Genomic DNA, 17573 nt, shown 5'->3' with positions numbered 1-17573 from the left:
GGACAAGACCGGCGCGATGCCCTGACGTGATCGATGGAGCAAGATGGGGGCTGGAACGGTTTGCGTATGGGCTGTCTTCGTCATTCTACTGAACCAGGACGAGCCAGATTGGTGAGACTTACCAACAAAGGAGCTACGCATGGCGATTATTAATGGCACAGCTGGGAATGACATCCGTGTGGGCACGGCCGGCGCGGATACGATCAATGGGTTAGGTGGAAATGATACCTTGAATGGGTTAGCGGGGAATGACACTCTCAACGGCGATGCCGTGACGGGGCCACAGGGAAATGACGTGCTCATCGGGGGCTTTGGGAATGACACGCTTAAGGGTCGGGGTGGAAACGATTGGCTCGTCGGCGGCACAGGCAATGATTTCCTAAATGGAGGGGCGGGGATCGACACCGCTGATTACAGCAGCAGGAGCATCAACGGGCAGAGTTACCTCGGGGCGACAGCCGACGTGACGGTGAATCTCAATCTCGTGGGTGCACAGAACACTGGAGGTGCAGGCACCGATACCCTTGTCAGCATTGAGAACGTCACCGGCACCAACTTCAGCGATACCCTTATCGGCAATGGGACCAGTAACGTGCTTGCGGGGCTAGGTGGAAACGACCGGCTTATCGGCGGGGCCGGCAACGACACGCTCAGAGGAGGAATTGGCAATGATACGCTAAATGGTGGTAGTGGAAACGACTTGCTGGATGGAGGGGTGGGAATCGACACGGCTTCCTACAGCACAGCGTCCGCTGGCGTCGATGTCAGCCTTGATACGACCGACTCACAGAATACGGGGGGAGCGGGCCTCGACACTCTGGTGAGCATCGAGAACCTGATCGGCTCGAATTTCGACGACATACTGGGAGCTTTGGACTGGAGTGACACCAGGCTTGACGGTGGGGCTGGCAACGACGCACTCTATGCCGGTAGAGGGGGCTACAACGAGCTGAATGGCGGGACCGGCAACGACCTTCTCAATTGCGGTATTCTAAGCACGGATGTGCTGAATGGAGGAGCTGGTGCCGACTTTATAAATATCATAGCTCATGCGGGCGAGGTTCGCATTGATTACAATTCCGTCAGCGACAGCCCTGCCGGTGATGGCCTCAGGGATGTCATCAGCGGCTTTGTCAGTGATTTTGGTCATCAGATTGATCTCCGCGATATCGATGCCAATGCCTTAGTGAGCGGCAATCAGGCCTTCATCTGGGGCGGTTCTTTTACGGCAGGCCATCTGCGGTATGTCGGCGGAGTGCTGCAAGGTAACACCGATGGGGATGCGGCAGCGGAGTTTGAGATTCAGCTCGTCGGCGCGCCGACGCTGACGGTCGGAGGAGCCGGCACCGACATCCTGCTGTAAACCGTATGCCATGGTACTTCTTTCCGGGAAGGCTGCGCCCCGGCTTGCTGATCCGAGAGGTGGTCAGATGCCGCAGCGAGGAACACTCAAGACGCAAGTAAGAATATGAGTCTGGCTCGCGACAGAGGAAAGCCGTCATGAGAGCGTGACGGCCCATCATCTGCTGGCTGGAATGATCCAGTGAGCGGATAACCGACAACCTTACGGAGGAGGCGGCGATGGCCACCATTTTTGGGGATAACACGAATAACGTCCGCGTGGGGACGAGCAGTGCGGACACGATCGTTGGGCGGGCGGGCAACGATCAATTATCGGGCCTAGGGGACAACGACCGGCTGAACGGGGGGCTCGGCAACGACGTGCTGAACGGGGGCGTGGGGGTGGGCGACATTGCGGACTACAGCAACGGCAGTATCAATGGGCAGAGCTACATCGGGGCGACGGCGGGGGTGACGGTCAACCTGAATCTCACGGGGGCGCAGAATACAGGAGGGGCCGGGGTTGATACGCTGGTAGGAATGGAACACGTGATTGGTACGGCCTTCAACGATGTGCTTACGGGAAATAGTGTGCGGAATGCCCTCTGGGGCTTGGCTGGCCACGATGTGCTCAATGGTGGATTGGGCGATGACGTGTTGAACGGCGGCTTGGGCAACGACGTGCTGAATGGGGGAGCGGGCAACGACACTGCAGACTATAGTTCCCTCGTTATCCCGGGGCTCACGGCCACGGGGGCGACAGGGGGCGTGACCGTCAACTTGAATCTCACGGGTGCACAGAACACGGGCGGGGCCGGGCGCGACACCCTGGTGGGGATTGAGCAGGTGATTGGCACGGACTTCAATGACAATCTGACCGGCAATAGCGGCAATAACCTGCTGTCGGGCCGAGGGGGCAACGATACGGTGAATGGCGGGAGTGGCGACGATCAGCTCAGTGGGGGGCTTGGCGCTGATGTGCTCAATGGGGGCATTGGCAACGATATGCTCAATGGCTTCAGCGGAAACGATGTGCTGAATGGAGGGGATGGGGTTGATACGGCCTCGTACCTTGGGGAGACAGCCGGGGTCACAGCCGATCTGAATAAGACCGGGCCGCAGAACACGGGAGGCAGCGGCTTCGACACCCTCGTGAGCATTGAACACGTCATTGGCTCGAATTTCAGCGACACGCTGACGGGGGCTGATGGCGATTTTGTAAGCGGAATCTTTGCCGGCAATATACTCGATGGCGGGCTCGGTAACGACATCCTCTACGCTGGTGAGTACAACGACAATGTGCTGAATGGGGGCGCCGGTAACGACACGCTCTATAGCGGTGATTATGGCAGCAGTGTGCTGAATGGGGGGACCGGTGACGACAAGCTCTACGGCGGTGACGGCGGCGATACCCTCAACGGTGGTGATGGCAACGACATCCTCTCCAGCGGCGGGTATGGTGGCACCGCGATGAACGGTGGGGCTGGCAACGACATGCTTTACTGTAGCGAGGGCGGCCTCAATCGGGTGAATGGAGGGACTGGTGCCGATACTCTGTATGCCAACATCGCGGGTGGGAGTGATGATATTTTCGATTACAATTCCGTTAGTGACAGCCCATCCGGTACTGGAAGAGATGTCATTCATAATTTTAATGCAGAAGACGATGTTGGACACGACCAGATCGACCTGAGGGACATCGATGCCAATAGCCTCGTGAACGGCAATCAGGCTTTCATCTGGGGCGGCTCGTTTACGGCCGGCCATCTCCGGTATGTCGGTGGGCTGCTACAAGGCAACACCGATGGCGATGCGGCGGCGGAGTTTGAGATCCAGTTAGTCGGCGCGCCGACGCTGACGGTCGGAGGAGCCGGGACCGACATCCTTTTATAAGGTGCATCTCCAGGCATGGCGCCGCAATCCAATGGCGCCATGCCTGGAGGATTACAGGATAGTGAAGGTCCCCTTGGTGGTGGCTGAGGTTATTTCATAACTTGTTCTGTGTATGGGAGGAAGCGAGGGCTGAAACAAAGGGTCTGCTTCGTGGGTCTCGGAAGCCTTCCGTGTCTACTCTTGGTGCCTTTCTCTTGCTTGTTTTTCAGCCGGTTGCCCCGCTATACTGCCGCCCCATGAGTATTCGAAAGGCTGGCGGTGACTGGGAGCCCATGACGCTTCCCGTTCAGGCACGTCTGTGCCGAGTGTGCCGAGAAGATCTCTATCGAGACAAGACCATGCTTCGAGGAGGGTGGTCTCGGTGTACGGTTTGTGACGAATTCGTCCATTACAGTTGTCTTGCCAGTGGGAAAGTCTCTTTTTTGAAAGCACGGCCACGGGTGTGCAAGACCTGTCGCTCGGTTCAGGAGGGGAGTGCCGTTCCTTCTCCGAATAAAGACGGGTCGCCTGCGGCAGCCATGCCCTGAGTGCTGGGTCTCTTCAGCTCTTGTTCGATTTTCATATGCAGCTAAACATTGGTGATGAGGCGCGCTGTTGCCTCGCTGTTGATTGAGAGCATCATGGCCCAGGTCATTCACAGTGGCGCATTTCTTCAGCAGTGCTGGTCGGTACATCCTCTCTGTGTGACGGTGAAGCGAATGACAGAGGAGAACGTAGTGGTGCTCCTCTGCAGCTCCTGCAAGTCTGCCCATCATCTGAGTATTGCGACAGTCACATCAATCACCTCATCGGTACAGCAGGTGGCTGGAGAAGCCGCTCTCCGCGATGAACCGCCTGGGGAATATCTCAAGGCTTGTGCTGCCGCTCACGCGGTTTCGCTGACCCTTCGGGAGATGGATGTGTTTCAGGATCTGGTACGACTGCGTTGTGCCGACTGCCGGCGTCTGTACGAACTGACGGTCTCGGCGTTTGAAACCAGGTACAAATAGCGCACGATTTCCGGCACGACCCAAGCCTTTTTATCCGAAAACTGTCATGACCCAGCCTGTTGCGTTCACAGACGTTGAGACCTCGTTACTGGCCGATGCGCAGTTGTTTCGCAAAAAAGCTGCGATTACGGCGAAGATCCGATGCTTGCTCGAAGAGACCCACCGGGCGTTGCAAGCGGACCTCGATGCCGTCACGCTCCTCACACCTGCCGATTTCAACTCGAAGATCCATCAGTTGGTGAAGGGCGAGCATCTGGAAGATTTCCCCTATCAGTATCTCGACTATCCTAAACACTTCCAGGGCGGGAATACGTTTACGTTCCGAACGTTGGTCTGGTGGGGGCATTATGTAGTATGCGCGATGCTGTTGGAAGGCGTGGAACTTCGACGCTATAAGCAGCAGCTTCTTGGACGGTTTCACCAGGTGGCGGGAACGGGGTTGGAATTGTCGTTGGCCCCCTCGCTCTGGGAATGGAAACGCGGAGAGGGTTATACTTTTCCGATCACCCATGACCGCAAGGCTCAGATTGCCGCCATTGTGGCCGAGCGATCACTGATCAAGGTGTTACGGTGTTTTTCTTTTAAGGACGTGAACGTTCAAAACGGGCAACTACCTCACATCGCCTGCGAAGCCTTTCGAGCGATGTTCCCCATCATCACGCCGTAACCATGTAATCCTAATTGTCTCCGCGGCCCAACTTGGGTAGACTGTGCCCACTACTATGTCCCAACTTTGACAGGGAGGCGCCTGTGAAGCCATCGTCGTTGCGAGTTCTGGGCTGTGCCATCATGGTGGCGACTATGTTGGCCGGTTGTCGGGGAACGGGAGAGGTGCGGACTCTCGACTTACGTGAGAAGCTGCCAATGGTGCAGGTGTCCGACATCGAACCCGTCAAGATCGTCATTGAACCCTTTGAGGATCGACGGACGGACAAAAGCCGTGTCGGGACACGCACACATCTTTGGGGTGGAACGACGTTTTTCAATGTGCCGGGTGATCGGCTTGCCGAGATGATCACACAGCGGCTTGCCGACCGATTGAAAACCCGAGGGTGGAACGATCGTGTCTGGAACGTACGTGTCGCTCCGGCCGGTGCGGTACCTGATGCGGACATCGTCATCACCGGACAGGTTCAAGATTTCTCGGCGAGCGCCAAGAGCCGTGTCTTTTCGACAGTCATTGAAACCAGCAGTCGCTTCCATGTGCAGGCACAAAATCAGTCGGATCACAGCACGACGATCCGAAGGGTGGAAGGGGCCCGTACGCGAACCGTCTTTTGGTTCAACAATGACGATGTGCAGGAGCAACTCTCCGCCACCTTGCGGGATGGAATTGAACGGCTCTTGGGGGATACGATGATCGAGCGCAAGGCGTTGAGGTCGATCCGACAGAAATGAGCGGGTGGGGCTTCCCTCGAATTCGAGTAAGGACATGCGCGGCTTGATGTGCTTCTCGTCCTGCTTCTGATCTCGGGGCGAGATAAAGGAAGTGATCCGTGCGAGAGCGGCGGTGGGAAACGACGACGCCATTGGATTTTCAGCAAGCTCTCGCGGTCGGGGAACGGCTGGCGACCCTGGGGGTGAAACCGGTCTCGCCCGCTCAGGATGTCATCTGCTACGTTGAGGAATGGGCGGTTCCTGCTCTCGACGCCTTCGATCAACTTGATCCGTGGGCGACTGAAGACGCGACGTTGATTCATGTGCGGGAGGGGTGGCGCGGCGATTTCTTTCTCCTCTCCGGTGCCTATCATACGGTCTACCAGCGGCATCAGGACATCGGGACCTATTGTTCCATTAGCCATCCTTGGCGCATCCGGGAACGCCTGCGATTGCACGACCAGCGCGCGATGTGCTGGATCGGATTTCGGCATGCCCATTCGTTCATTCGAGTCCGGCTTCAAACGAACCACGTTATTGCTCCAGGGGAAACGCGGGGTGATGCGGATCGGCTACGATGGCTGGATGAGCGACGTGCAGCCTTTCTGGAAGCGATCGCCGTTTTGGACCTTCCGATTGAAACCTGCGTGGAGAAAGAGGCGGTGGTCTTGCGGCCCGTTGACACTTCGCTCCCGTTCTTTTGTTCCTGGCCTGATGCGTTTGGTCCCTGCCAATTCGAGTACAACACCTCCGATGCGTTTGAGTTTCTTGTTCCGTCCAGTAAGCTCACAGAGACGTTTCATCCTGAGCCGGCAGGGGTTCGCGCCTATCTGACTGGGTTTTCTGAAGCAGCGTTGGCGGAATTTCACGCCATTGAGCCGAGCCCGCGACTCACCTATCGATGCTCGGTCCACTGCCCACTGGATGATCTCCCTGAGGTGCTGACCGCAATCCGGCCAGATGGGGTTCTCTACGCCACGCTCTGTGAGTTTCAAACACAGACGCTTCTGCCTGGCCGTGACGATGCCGCCGCAATCATCGGTATTGTTGGGGGGCATGGACACTTTAAGATCGAAGCGCGTCTCAATCAGGCACCTCTTCCAGAGGATGAGATGGCGTCATGGTTGGAACGATTAATTGGGCACCAGGTTGCGTATGCCCCGCTGCCTGCCTTTGTGTGACAGGATGCTGAAAAGGGCCTTCAACTTAGTTCTTGCCTCGAAAACAATCTTCAATATACATCGGAGAGTACGCCTCCGGTATTTTTCTCGTCTGCGGCCTTGCCTGGTGCAAGGCGCGTTTCGGCGCGCTGGGGTTGAGTGGGTGGGATGATGACCGTTTTGAGCATCCTGAGAGGATGCCTCTGAGACGATGTGGGTTGCCACGCGAATCGGTATTTGCCGTGAAGAATCGGACGAGAGTTGCACCGTAACGCATGAGTCCTCTTAGCAAGATCCAGTCTCTTTTAACCAAACCGTTCATGCCGGCCGTATTTTTTCTATCCGGGGTGATCTACGACACCATCACGCTTACGCGGATCGACCGGCTTCAGGATAACTTGATCCTCCTGCTGTATCTCGCCCTCCTCGGGGCATTGATCGTCCTGACAGGACGGGTTGGGATGGCGTCTCCACCGGATCCGGAACAACTTGCCGCATCCTCTCCCTTCATGCGTTGGGTATTGGAGCGCCGTCCGTATTATCCCATGGCGAGCCAGTTTCTATTGGGTAGCCTCTTCAGTGCTTATACAATCTTCTACTCGCGAAGCGCCACGTTCTCCGGTACCGCGGTATTCTTTGCCCTGCTGATCATGCTCTTGGTGGCCAATGAGTTTTTGCGTGACCGGCTTTCAAATATTCGATTGCTGATCTGCCTCTATGCGGTTGTCTGCTTTGCGTTCTTCACCTTCTTCTTGCCCGTGATCACGGGCTACATGAATGCGGCAATCTTTACGGTCGGGGCGATTCTGAGCGTCGTGGTGATTTTGCGTGTGGCCCAGTTGATCTATCGGGACCATCCGGACCGCTCACGGGAGGAAGGAATCGGCGTGACCGTTCCTGCCGCGGCACTGATCGGGATTCTGGTCGGGTTCTATTTTCTGAATTGGATCCCACCCGTGCCGCTCTCGCTGAAGTTTGGTGGGATCTATCACGATGTGAAGCGACCCGGAGATCAGTTCGAATTGGCGTTTGAAAAGCGGTGGTATGAGTTCTGGAAACGCTCAGATACGATGTTTCCCTCCAATACGCCGATCTATTGCTTCACCGCCGTGTTTGCCCCGGTCGATCTCAACACCACGATCTATCATCACTGGTACTATCGCGCCAATAGTAGCCGGTCCTTTACACACGCAGACAGGATTCCACTCAAGATTTCCGGTGGTCGCGAGGGGGGCTATCGGGCCTATAGCTTTAAGCAACGCCTTGATCCGGGTGACTGGCGAGTGGATGTCGAGGCGGGAGACGGGCGCATTCTTGGGCGGGTATCCGTCTCGGTGCTGGAACAGGGGGAGACGCAACCGACGCTGACGACTGTGTCCTACTGAGGCTGTGTCCTGAAACGACTCGGCGGTCCGAAGTTGCTCGAAGAGCGAGAAGGGGAGGGGCGAGAGGCCCAACGAGGTGACCACGTCATCTATGACGCTCGTACTGTTCTGAATCAAGGCGAGGAGGCAGGATGCAGGAGGCGCAGATCAGGTATCTGCCGGAGGAAATGATTCGAGTCGTCGACAACGCCACTTTGGTTGACCACACAACCAGGCTCAGTAGCCGCCAGATGGTGGTTGACGTGGAACATGCGCTGATGGGTATGAAAGTCGGCGGCTACTGGAAGATTCGCATCAGCCCGCATCTAGCCTATCGGAACAAAGGCGTTCCTGGGTCTATTTCGGCTGATGCATCCATGGTGGTCGAAGTCTGGTTGCGAGCAATAGTGGGAGAGGGTAAAGTGGCACCTCTATGAGCCAACGAACCTTATCGGCTTGCCCCTCCAGCCCCAATTGTGTCTCGACCCAGGCGAGTGATGAGAGCCATGCGATTGCGCCATTTCTGTATAAGAAGTCTCGTGCTGAAGCCAAGGAAGCGTTGAAGGCGATTGTTGCGAGCTTGCCTCGTGCCAAACTCATTGAGGAAGATGAGTCGTACCTCCATTATGAGTTCACCAGTCTTCTGCTTCGGTTTATCGACGACGTGGAGTTTGTTCTCGATGAGACGGCCAAGACTGTTCATTTCCGTTCGGCGTCCCGGACCGGGTATAGCGATCTTGGGGTCAACCGTCGACGTATGGAGCAGGTACGGACATTGGTGTCGGGAAAACTATAGGAATTTCAAGAATTCCTTGGACTGGTGTCGTGCTCTTGTTATGGTGACGGAACAGGAGGCGCTGTCATGGGATTTAAGCGCAAGTCGTCACGTGTTGATGTTGGCCGGAGCGGGCGGTTACGACGTGGGGGGCTTACGGCACCATGTACGGTGCTGGATGTGAGTGAGTCCGGCGTTCGCGTGGAGAGCCGCCTTTATGCGAAGAGCGGTGACGCGCTGCAACTCACAATGGAGTTGCAGCCAGGGAAATCCGTAACCTGTGAGCTGGAAGTTGTTCATGTCCGCTCACCGAAACTGGGTGCAAAGATTGTTTCTATGAGCCCTGAGGATCGGGAGCAGTTGGCCCACGCGCTTGATGACCAGGTCCAACGTAACTTTTCTCGCCATTAACCTTTCACACCCTCCCTTGCGAACCTGGGGCTCGAGAGTTGTTCCACTGATCCAATTGGCTCTGCTAACGGTCTACTAACAAAGGCCATCAGCGCTGTTCTCGCATCGCTCAGAGGCCCAACGTACACCACTCTGTACGCCTTGATGGACGGCCTTTTTGATCAGTCCCCAGGCTGATCTGGATCGGGGCCTTCTCTCTACGCATCTGGAATCCGGGCTTGGATAGCGTTCTCACCATTGAGTAACAGGGCTGGCCGGCTCTAGCGAGAGTTCGGCATGATGGGCTTCAAGCGGATTTGGATTGTCCGGAGCGAGTCTGCATGACAGGCAGTTATCAGCCGGGAGACGAAGCAAGCAGGGTTCTGTGAGTGAATGCCGGTGGTGACTTCGGTGACGCAGTAAAGTGGGAGCGGTAGACATTAAAGCTGAAAATGACAAGTAAAGTCATATGGTTACGACTTCGGTGCCAATCGTCGTGTGTGCTGAAAAATGCACTTGGGACAGGTGTAATGGATGAACTGCTTTCCCCCAACCAGTCGCTTGGTCATGGGCACCTTGCACCACGTGCAGAGGCGATCGGGCAACTCGATTCGAGGTACGTCTGAAGTAGAGACCATGATGCCTATTCTTCCTGAGCGATGAGACCTTGTCAACTCATCGATGACGACCTTCTTGCCGGGGCCAAAATATTCTTGATCATCCCATACGATCGAAAAAAAACATGGTATAGTTCACGCATGACAGGTCCTGTCTCTTCAACCTTCTTACAGAAAGGGAACCCCCCTCTATGAGTACCTCGGCTAGTTCCGAGTCCACGATCTTACCATCCACTGCCCCTGAGGCTGCTGCCCGTCCTATCCAGGATATGGTGGGAAGCGGCAAGGCTTGGGGACTCTGCACCGCTGTTGACCTCCACGATTGCAATCCTGAACTTATTCGAGATGCTGAATATATCAAGCGCTATGTAGTCGAGCTCTGCGAGCTCATCGAAATGAAACGCTTCGGCGAATGTCAGGTCGTCGATTTCGGCGACGGACCTGTGGCTGGGTATTCGATGGTACAGCTGATTTCCACGTCCTTAATCAGCGGTCATTTTGCCAATGCCACCAACCATGCCTACCTCGACATTTTCAGCTGCAAAGGGTATGATCCGGCAGTTGTCGAGTCGTTTTCAAAGGAATTTTTCGGTGCCCGTCGTAGCGTTGCGACGGCCACGCTTCGCTACTAGACTCTTCATCTACGGTGATGATCGCCTCGGGGGCGCACAGTTGGCGCCCCCGACGTGTTTTATGAATCTTCTCATCATGAGTGATATTCAGCTATGAAGGTCACGACCATCCAAGAGGTGCTCCGTTCCTTGCCCGCCAAGTTTGATAGGGAGGCGGCAGAAAATCTCGATGCGGTCTATCAGTTCGATCTCCAGGGAGATCAAGGCGGACAGTATCATTTGGTGGTACAGAATGGGACCTGTGTGGTGAAAGACGGGGCTCATGCTGATCCTCACGTGACATTGTCTATGACCGGGGAAGACTGCATCAAGGTCTTGAACGGACAAGTGAGCGGGATGATGATGGCCATGTCAGGACGGTTACAGGTCACCGGGGATATTGGACTGGCCATGCAGCTGAAGTCCTTGTTTCCCAATATCACCGCAGAGTGATGCCCCTACTCGGCAGCCGCAACGGTATTGGGCGCCGCTGGTGTGGAATGGTGTCGCTCTTCCTCCAGATTTCTTGGGATCCATCCTTCTAAGATCATATACATCGTTGGGATGAGAAACACAGTGAGTAGGGTAGAGACACTCAGGCCTCCCACCACGGCTCGTGCAAGTGGCGCATTCGTTTCTCCACCTGTCCCCAGTCCGATTGCCATGGGCAGGAGCCCAAAGATCGTTGCCAGTGAGGTCATAAGAATTGGCCGCAGCCTGATGCGTGCAGCGGTGATCACAGCACTCTGAAGGGGGGTGCCTCGGCGTCGCAAGACGTTGGTGTAATCGACCAGCAAAACCCCGTTCGAAACCACTATCCCAAACATCATGATGATGCCCATCAGCGACGCGGTCGATAGGGTCGTATTTGTGAGGAACAGGATCAGGACAACACCGGGGAAGCCCATCGGCACCGAAAACATGATGATGAACGGATCGATGAGCGATTTGAACTGGGCAGCCATTACCATATAGACTAGTAAAAGCGCCAATATAATTGCGAACTGCATCCCATGAAAGGTTTCCCGCTGTTGCTGAATTTGCCCGGCGAGTTTGATGCTGAATCCTGCCGGCAGCTGAAGTGCGGCAAAGGCTGACTCCAGATCGTCAGCAATCTCGCCGAGTGTGCGAGTGGTGGGATTGGCAGTCAGGTGAATCACGCGCTGGAAATATTTCCGATCGATTTTGACCGGGCCCGCATTCAGTTTGAGCGACGCCACATTCTTCAGTAAGACCGGCTCACCGGTCTTGGTCGTGAGGAGGATATTGTCCAGATCGGTGAGAGCGTCTCGATGTTCCTCAGCTAGCCAGGCGCTGATGAAGTACTCGTTCCCGTTGTGCGGGTCGGTGTAGATGATGGGGTCGGTTTGGCCGTTTCCGTTTAATGAGAAGAGGACGGTATTGGCGACATCCGCTTCGCTGATACCAAGCAGTGCGGCTTTTTCTCGATCGACCGTGATATTGATTTCCGGGTAGTTTTCTTCCCGACTGGGCTCGATGTCGGCCAGACCGGGAGTCTGCTCCATGATCTCCCTGACCTGTGCGATAACCTCCCGTGCCTTGTCAAAATCGTAACCATAAATTTCGACATCGACGGCCTTTTGTGACCCGAAGCTGGTGACGCGTTTGACGATCCCTCCAGGGTCGAAATACATCGAGACACCGGGGAACAGCCTCAAGATCCTCGGACGGACATCGTTCATGATGTCGACTTGGTTCCTGGTCCGTTTCTCTGGTGAGACCAGATACACTTGAATCGATGAGGTATGCGGGCCGGTATTGGGGTTGAACAGTGATGCCCGGCCTTGGGACAGGATGCCCGTGCTGGAGACAATGGTTTCCAGTTCATTCGCAGGGATCACCGTACGAAGAACACGCTCGACTTCGATAACTTGTTGTTCGGTCTTTTCAACTCGTTGGCCGACTGGGGCCCTGAGGACAATGCGAAACTGACTCTCATCGGACACAGGCAGGAATTCTGTTCCAATTCGAGGGATCAAGGTGAGTGATCCCAGGAAGATCAGCAGGACCGCACTGATGAAGAGACGACGATGACAAAGAACCCACCGTAAGGAATCTTCATAACTCCTATCGAGCGAGTCATAGCGGCGGCGACTCCATTCCATGAGTGTGGCCAGCCAGCGTGGCATTGCCCGATGGGCTTCTTGTTCAGGTCGGAGGAATTTGTAACAGAGGGCAGGTGTGACAGTGCGAGAGACCAAGAAGGATGTAAAGAGCGCGATCGCGATGGTGACTGTCAACGGAATCAGCAACAAGCGCGCGATACCAACGACAAAAAACATGGGTAGGAAGACCACCACCGTCGTCACGGTCGATGCCAAAATCGGCATGGCTACTTCTCGGGCGGCATTGAGGATGCTGTCCCAACGGCTCGGATTGGTATTGAGGTGCCGTTGGATGTTTTCTAATTCCACGATGGAATCATCAACCAGCCGACCGATGCCGAGTGCCAGCCCTCCAAGCGTGAAGACGTTCAGGGTTTGCCCGGTGAAATAGAGGACGACAAAGGTGACGAGCATGGAGAGCGGAATAGCAACGGAGACGATCACGGTGCTCGTCAGGTTACGCAGGAAAATGAAAATCACTGCTGCGGCCAGTAACGAGCCGTGAAGGGCCTGTTCGACGAGATTTTGGATGGATTGGCGTATGTAGAGCGATTGGTCGAACGAAATACTGAGACTCACTCCTTCAGGAACGCCAAGCATTTTGGGGATGGCTGCACGGAGGGCATCCACGACCTCGACTGTGTTGGCGATGGGTTGTTTGTTCACGCGAAGGAACACGGATCTGGCGCCGTCGGCATGGACGATATTAGTTTGGATGTCTGATGAATCGGTCACGGTTCCCACGTCGCGCACGCGGACCGGGTTGCCTTGCGGATTTACCTTGATGATGACGTCCTGAATCGGCTCAACGGTGCGAAATTGATTGTTGGTAAACACGTTGTAGTCGAGGTTGCCAGCTTTCACGTCACCGGAGGGGAGAATGACGTTGGCGGCCTTGACGGAGTTCACGACATCAAGAATGGAAAGCCCGCGTGCACTCAGCAGCGCTGGGTCGAGATTAATATTGATTTGGCGGATTTTTCCGCCTTCGACCGTGGCTGCCGCGACATTTGCGATCTGCTCGATCTGTGGGGCAATGGTGTTGTACGCCAGATCATACAGGGCTCGTTCGTCCAGCTCGTCACTTGAAACCGACACGATGGAGACGGGGATATTGGATACGTCAAATTTAACGATAAAGGGTTGCAGAATGCCTGGCGGGAGACTATTCAAAATTTGGGTAATGCGCTGCATCACCTCCATCTGGCCAACGTTGATATCGGCTCCCCAGTTGAACCAGATTTGCACCGCTCCAAGACCCTGCTTGCTGAATGATTCCACGTGATCAACGTTGGACGCAGAGCTGACCGCTTTCTCAATCGGGTACACCACGCTTTGTTCAATGTCGAGCGGAGGGGCCCCTTTATAGATGACACCGACAAAGGCAACAGGGACCTGGATTTGCGGAAAAAGGTCCACGGGCAAGCGTTGGAGGGCTGTGAGCCCCAGCACGACCATCGCAAGCGAGAGCATGAGGATTCCGATGCGATTGCGCAATGCAATGAGGGTCAGCCACATATAAGTTGGTGAAAGGTGAGGGGTAAAAGGTGAAAGGTGAAGCGGAAACCATTCGTGAGGGCGTCGTCAAGGGGCCATAGAAATCGTGTCGCTCCTTTGTGTTTCATGTCTTACGTCTCATGTTTCACAGCATTGAGCGGCTGAGTTTGGATCGGTCTCCCGTCGTGGACTAGGTCTTTCCCGGATACGATGACCGATTCATCACCTCTCAGTCCCTTGATGACCTCAATGCGGTTGTTGCTACGAGCTCCGACCTCAACCTCGACGCGTCGGGCTTTCCCGTCTCGAGCAACATAGACATACTGAGTGTCTTCCAGTCGGCTCACGGCATCGATCGGGATCTGTAGGGCTTGGTGATGCGTTCCCACCAGGACTTCGACTCTTGCGAACATTCCTCCCTTGAGCCGGCGGTCACTGTTTGGGAGGTCGACCTCTACCGTCATAGTACGGGTTGCGCGATTCAAGGCTTGAACGATGCGTGTGACTGTTCCTTCGAATATGTGGTCGGGGTACGCTTCGGCACGAAGCTCTGCCTTTTGTCCTACCGTTACGAGGGGAATATCCCGCTCAACGACTTCGAACAATACGCGAACGGTATTGATGTCATGGAGACTCATGATGCCCCGCGACATGGTTGATGTGCTCGCAGTGGCACTGCTGACATATGCGCCGGTATCGAGGTTCCGCTCCGCGATGTAGCCTGCAAACGGAGCGCGGATATATGAGTAGGCCAAGTTCGTCTGCGACTGGGCCAGTGCCACCTCCATCTGTTTGACTTGGGCTTGGAGAGAATCCTGTGCCGCTCTGGCGGCATCAAGGTTGACCTGAGCATTATCCAGATCCTGCTGAGACACGAATTGATCTTTGATGAGGGTCTGCATACGATCGAACGTCAGTGTGGCGTTACGAACGACGGCATCCTGTTGGGCGACTTTTGCCTTGGCTGCCGAAAGGTTGGCTTTTGCTTGATTTACGGCATGAAGATAGTCCGTATGGTCGATTTCAACGAGTAACTGGTTGGGTTTTACAAAATCGCCCTTATCGACGTGAAGCTTGGCGATGTACCCATCGACACGGGAGAAAATGTTGACGACTTGGTAAGGGGAGATATCGGCCGTATAACCTAAGCGAATGTCAAGATCTTGCCGGATCGGTGACGCAATCCCTACCGTGATCACGCGTGTCTTCACGGAGTCTGTTTTGGCACCGGTGCTTAGACGAAAGGCCACAAGCCCGATGACCACAAGAAAAACAATCATTCCAACGACGAGGATTGGATGGCGAGTAAGCCGGCTCATATCAATAGTGGATGAGAGTGTGAGTCATTGCCGAATGAGTCCATTGAGGAACAATGCAACATATTCCTCTACGGTAGCTTCGTGAGTTCGGTGCATGGGTAAGCCCAGGATGTCATGAAGTAACCGATGGTGGAGGATGATGCCGAAGAAGGCTCTCGCTGCCAACAATGGATCCAGAGGACGATAGGCCCCATCATCAATGCGTTGTCTGATATAGCCGGCAAGGAGATCATGAAACACCCGATATTGCTGGCGAAAAAACATATCGGACATCTCATGGCCTTCTAGTGCGCTGAATAGGAGTAGACGAAATAATAGTGGGTCTGCTCCTTTTCTGATTCGGTAGCTGGCCAGTAACATGAAGAGCTGCTTATCCTCTCGCTTCACTACGGCCTCTTCAACCGCTTCCTGGAGTCCAGAGTAATCAGCCTTCTCAGATAGGATGGCTGTGTACAGGGCTCGCTTGGTCGGGAAGTGCTTGAAAAGCAGCGCTTCACTGACACCTGCGGCCAATGCAATTTGTTTCGTTGTGGTCCCTCGAAAACCGTTCGTTGCGAACAGGGTTGCCGCTGCGCTGATCAGGCTCGCTTGCCGTTGGTGACGTGACGCCCTGGTTAGCCGCTGGCTAGGCTGTTTTGCTCTCTTGTTCATGGAAGGTGAGTGAGCACTCACCAAGGTAGCATGGCCTTTGATTGAAAGACAAGATTGCATCAGTTCTTGGCATTCCAAGGGTACAAAGGGCAGCGATCTACAGGCAATCAAACTAGTCGTGATACGATGCGACCGTTGGCAGGTGAATGAGAGAGAAATGAAAAACATATCTATCCACAATGCCCATCCCGTTAACGGGATGGGCATTGCAGGTGGCTGAAGGCAATGTGGAGTAAAGGAACGACTACGCTTGGCCGACTGATTGAGTGTGAAGAAATGATCGCAGCCTCTCTCCGTCAGGGAGGCTAAGGTCCCTGAACGTCACACCAAATAGAGAACCGGCGCTCCAAACGACCGTCGACTCCAGAATGGATAAGGGCTCATCCCGGTCTGGCAGATATAAGAACAAGGTTAATTCCATGCCAATCTGGACAGGAATATCCCCTCGAAGACCTAGGCCACCTTCGGAAAGGTCTACAACTGTAGCGTCCCCTATCAGAACATCCTCACCGGATATCCCCGAGTACATGAGTCCGAAAGAAACACTCGTTCTTGGTAATCTGCGGCGCTCAATCGAACGATGGGATTGATGTGGCTCCAGTCGAACCGTTCCCCTTGTCTGTCTCATGGATGTCCCTCCTGCTTGATTCAATAACTCAGGTCCATAAGGTTGCTCAGCTTCTTGCGAGGCTTCTCTTCGATCCTGTTCCTCCTTTCTCTGCGTGCAATCCAGGGTTCCTTCAAGTCGTCCTCTTGGCTTTCAGATGGAATGTTCCCAAGCACATTGTCATTTAGAAGACATCATCTGTGTGAAGGCTAGCGCGGTAGGGCGTTTTTGCCCTTCTTCTTATGTGGGGGAATAAACTATCCAGAGGTTGGGGGGATCAGGGATGTGACAACTGGTGAGGTGTATCAATTGGTTACAGGGTGGACCGGGCGTGGAACGATCTTAGTTGAGGGCAGACTGAAGGGAACGTCACCCGAATCGAAGGAATACGACGCGAGGGAAATAGTTGGCTACAGCAGTCAGGGGAGATTAGACCAGCCGGAAGCGCGTCCGTTGGTCGCTCACAGTATTGTGGGAAATGCTCTTCCAGATAAAGGCTTGAATCCGCTTTCGATGATCGTGGCTGAGATCCAGAAACCGAACTGAAAACTGGTTGCCAGATGCCCAGACAACGAGCGCGGATTCTAATGATAATTGAGGCAATCCGTCTGGAAGTGCAATGGTAAGCGTCAGGAGTGTTCCTCGCGTGGCGGGGCGATCACTGATGACGTGGCAGCCGGAGACCGAGATGTTTTTTGTAAGCCCTTCCCCTTGATGAGGCTGAGTCGGGACCTCACCTTTATAGCGTACGCGACAGGTAATGGCGACACGCTCGGAGCATCGCTTGTCGAGAGGGCTGTACTGCTTTCGGCCATTCATGATTGATTCGGCGATCATAACGTCAATGAGGTGGTTT

At 54.8% G+C, this 17573-nt stretch carries 17 protein-coding genes and 1 pseudogene; 13 read left to right on the top strand and 5 right to left on the bottom strand.

Features of this window, described 5'->3' with window-relative positions; translation table 11 throughout:
• Positions 1-139 precede the first annotated feature (139 nt).
• The 13 genes and pseudogenes from ACYX34_RS03075 to ACYX34_RS03015 all read left to right on the top strand — a co-directional run bounded on the left by ACYX34_RS03075 (position 140) and on the right by ACYX34_RS03015 (position 10970).
• The gene (locus ACYX34_RS03075) at positions 140-1363 is read left to right on the top strand and encodes a calcium-binding protein (protein ID WP_462075088.1); all 1224 of its coding nucleotides are present in this window, start codon (positions 140-142) and stop codon (positions 1361-1363) included.
• A gap of 218 nt (positions 1364-1581) precedes the next feature.
• A complete protein-coding gene (locus ACYX34_RS03070) occupies positions 1582-3234 on the top strand; it encodes a calcium-binding protein (protein ID WP_462075087.1) in 1653 nt (550 codons plus the stop codon).
• A gap of 236 nt (positions 3235-3470) precedes the next feature.
• Entirely contained in the window at positions 3471-3761 is a 291-nt protein-coding gene (locus ACYX34_RS03065) for a hypothetical protein (protein ID WP_462075086.1), read from the top strand.
• Positions 3762-3854: 93 nt separating this feature from the next.
• Positions 3855-4223: a hypothetical protein gene (locus ACYX34_RS03060; RefSeq protein WP_462075085.1), complete on the top strand. Its 369-nt coding sequence runs from the start codon at positions 3855-3857 to the stop codon at positions 4221-4223.
• A 46-nt stretch (positions 4224-4269) separates the two neighbouring features.
• A complete protein-coding gene (locus ACYX34_RS03055) occupies positions 4270-4890 on the top strand; it encodes a hypothetical protein (protein ID WP_462075084.1) in 621 nt (206 codons plus the stop codon).
• Between the two features lie 83 nt (positions 4891-4973).
• Entirely contained in the window at positions 4974-5621 is a 648-nt protein-coding gene (locus ACYX34_RS03050) for a YajG family lipoprotein (protein ID WP_462075083.1), read from the top strand.
• Between the two features lie 98 nt (positions 5622-5719).
• The gene (locus tag ACYX34_RS03045; RefSeq protein WP_462075082.1) at positions 5720-6781 is read left to right on the top strand and encodes a hypothetical protein; all 1062 of its coding nucleotides are present in this window, start codon (positions 5720-5722) and stop codon (positions 6779-6781) included.
• A 254-nt stretch (positions 6782-7035) separates the two neighbouring features.
• Positions 7036-8145 (top strand): DUF2914 domain-containing protein, encoded by a 1110-nt coding sequence (locus ACYX34_RS03040; protein WP_462075081.1) that lies wholly within the window; start codon positions 7036-7038, stop codon positions 8143-8145.
• A 131-nt stretch (positions 8146-8276) separates the two neighbouring features.
• A complete protein-coding gene (locus ACYX34_RS03035) occupies positions 8277-8561 on the top strand; it encodes an FKBP-type peptidyl-prolyl cis-trans isomerase (RefSeq protein WP_462075080.1) in 285 nt (94 codons plus the stop codon).
• Positions 8558-8920 carry a DUF1499 domain-containing protein gene (locus ACYX34_RS03030; RefSeq protein WP_462075079.1) on the top strand — a complete coding sequence of 121 codons (363 nt, stop codon included), beginning with the start codon at positions 8558-8560 and terminating at the stop codon, positions 8918-8920. The genes ACYX34_RS03035 and ACYX34_RS03030 overlap by 4 nt, the downstream gene beginning before the upstream one ends.
• Before the next feature lie 66 nt (positions 8921-8986).
• Positions 8987-9310 (top strand): PilZ domain-containing protein, encoded by a 324-nt coding sequence (locus ACYX34_RS03025; protein ID WP_462075078.1) that lies wholly within the window; start codon positions 8987-8989, stop codon positions 9308-9310.
• An 883-nt stretch (positions 9311-10193) separates the two neighbouring features.
• Positions 10194-10538 (top strand): annotated as a pseudogene (gene speD / locus ACYX34_RS03020) (S-adenosylmethionine decarboxylase); the annotation flags it as partial.
• A 93-nt stretch (positions 10539-10631) separates the two neighbouring features.
• Positions 10632-10970 carry an SCP2 sterol-binding domain-containing protein gene (locus ACYX34_RS03015; RefSeq protein WP_462075077.1) on the top strand — a complete coding sequence of 113 codons (339 nt, stop codon included), beginning with the start codon at positions 10632-10634 and terminating at the stop codon, positions 10968-10970.
• A 5-nt stretch (positions 10971-10975) separates the two neighbouring features.
• Here the strand turns inward: ACYX34_RS03015 and ACYX34_RS03010 are convergent, their stop codons facing one another.
• The 5 genes from ACYX34_RS03010 to ACYX34_RS02990 form a co-directional block, all read right to left on the bottom strand.
• Positions 10976-14161, bottom strand: coding sequence for an efflux RND transporter permease subunit (locus tag ACYX34_RS03010; protein WP_462075076.1), 3186 nt, complete (start codon positions 14159-14161; stop codon positions 10976-10978).
• Positions 14162-14271: 110 nt separating this feature from the next.
• The gene (locus tag ACYX34_RS03005) at positions 14272-15459 is read right to left on the bottom strand and encodes an efflux RND transporter periplasmic adaptor subunit (RefSeq protein WP_462075075.1); all 1188 of its coding nucleotides are present in this window, start codon (positions 15457-15459) and stop codon (positions 14272-14274) included.
• Positions 15460-15483: 24 nt separating this feature from the next.
• Positions 15484-16110: a TetR/AcrR family transcriptional regulator gene (locus ACYX34_RS03000; protein ID WP_462075074.1), complete on the bottom strand. Its 627-nt coding sequence runs from the start codon at positions 16108-16110 to the stop codon at positions 15484-15486.
• Positions 16111-16354: 244 nt separating this feature from the next.
• Positions 16355-16738 (bottom strand): PilZ domain-containing protein, encoded by a 384-nt coding sequence (locus tag ACYX34_RS02995; RefSeq protein ID WP_462075073.1) that lies wholly within the window; start codon positions 16736-16738, stop codon positions 16355-16357.
• A gap of 408 nt (positions 16739-17146) precedes the next feature.
• Positions 17147-17536, bottom strand: a complete 390-nt coding sequence (locus tag ACYX34_RS02990) for a PilZ domain-containing protein (RefSeq protein ID WP_462075072.1) — start codon at positions 17534-17536, stop codon at positions 17147-17149.
• Between the last annotated feature and the right edge of the window lie 37 nt (positions 17537-17573).

The sequence above is a fragment of the Nitrospira sp. CMX1 genome (assembly GCF_054902215.1).
This window is presented reverse-complemented; position numbering and strand designations above follow the sequence as displayed.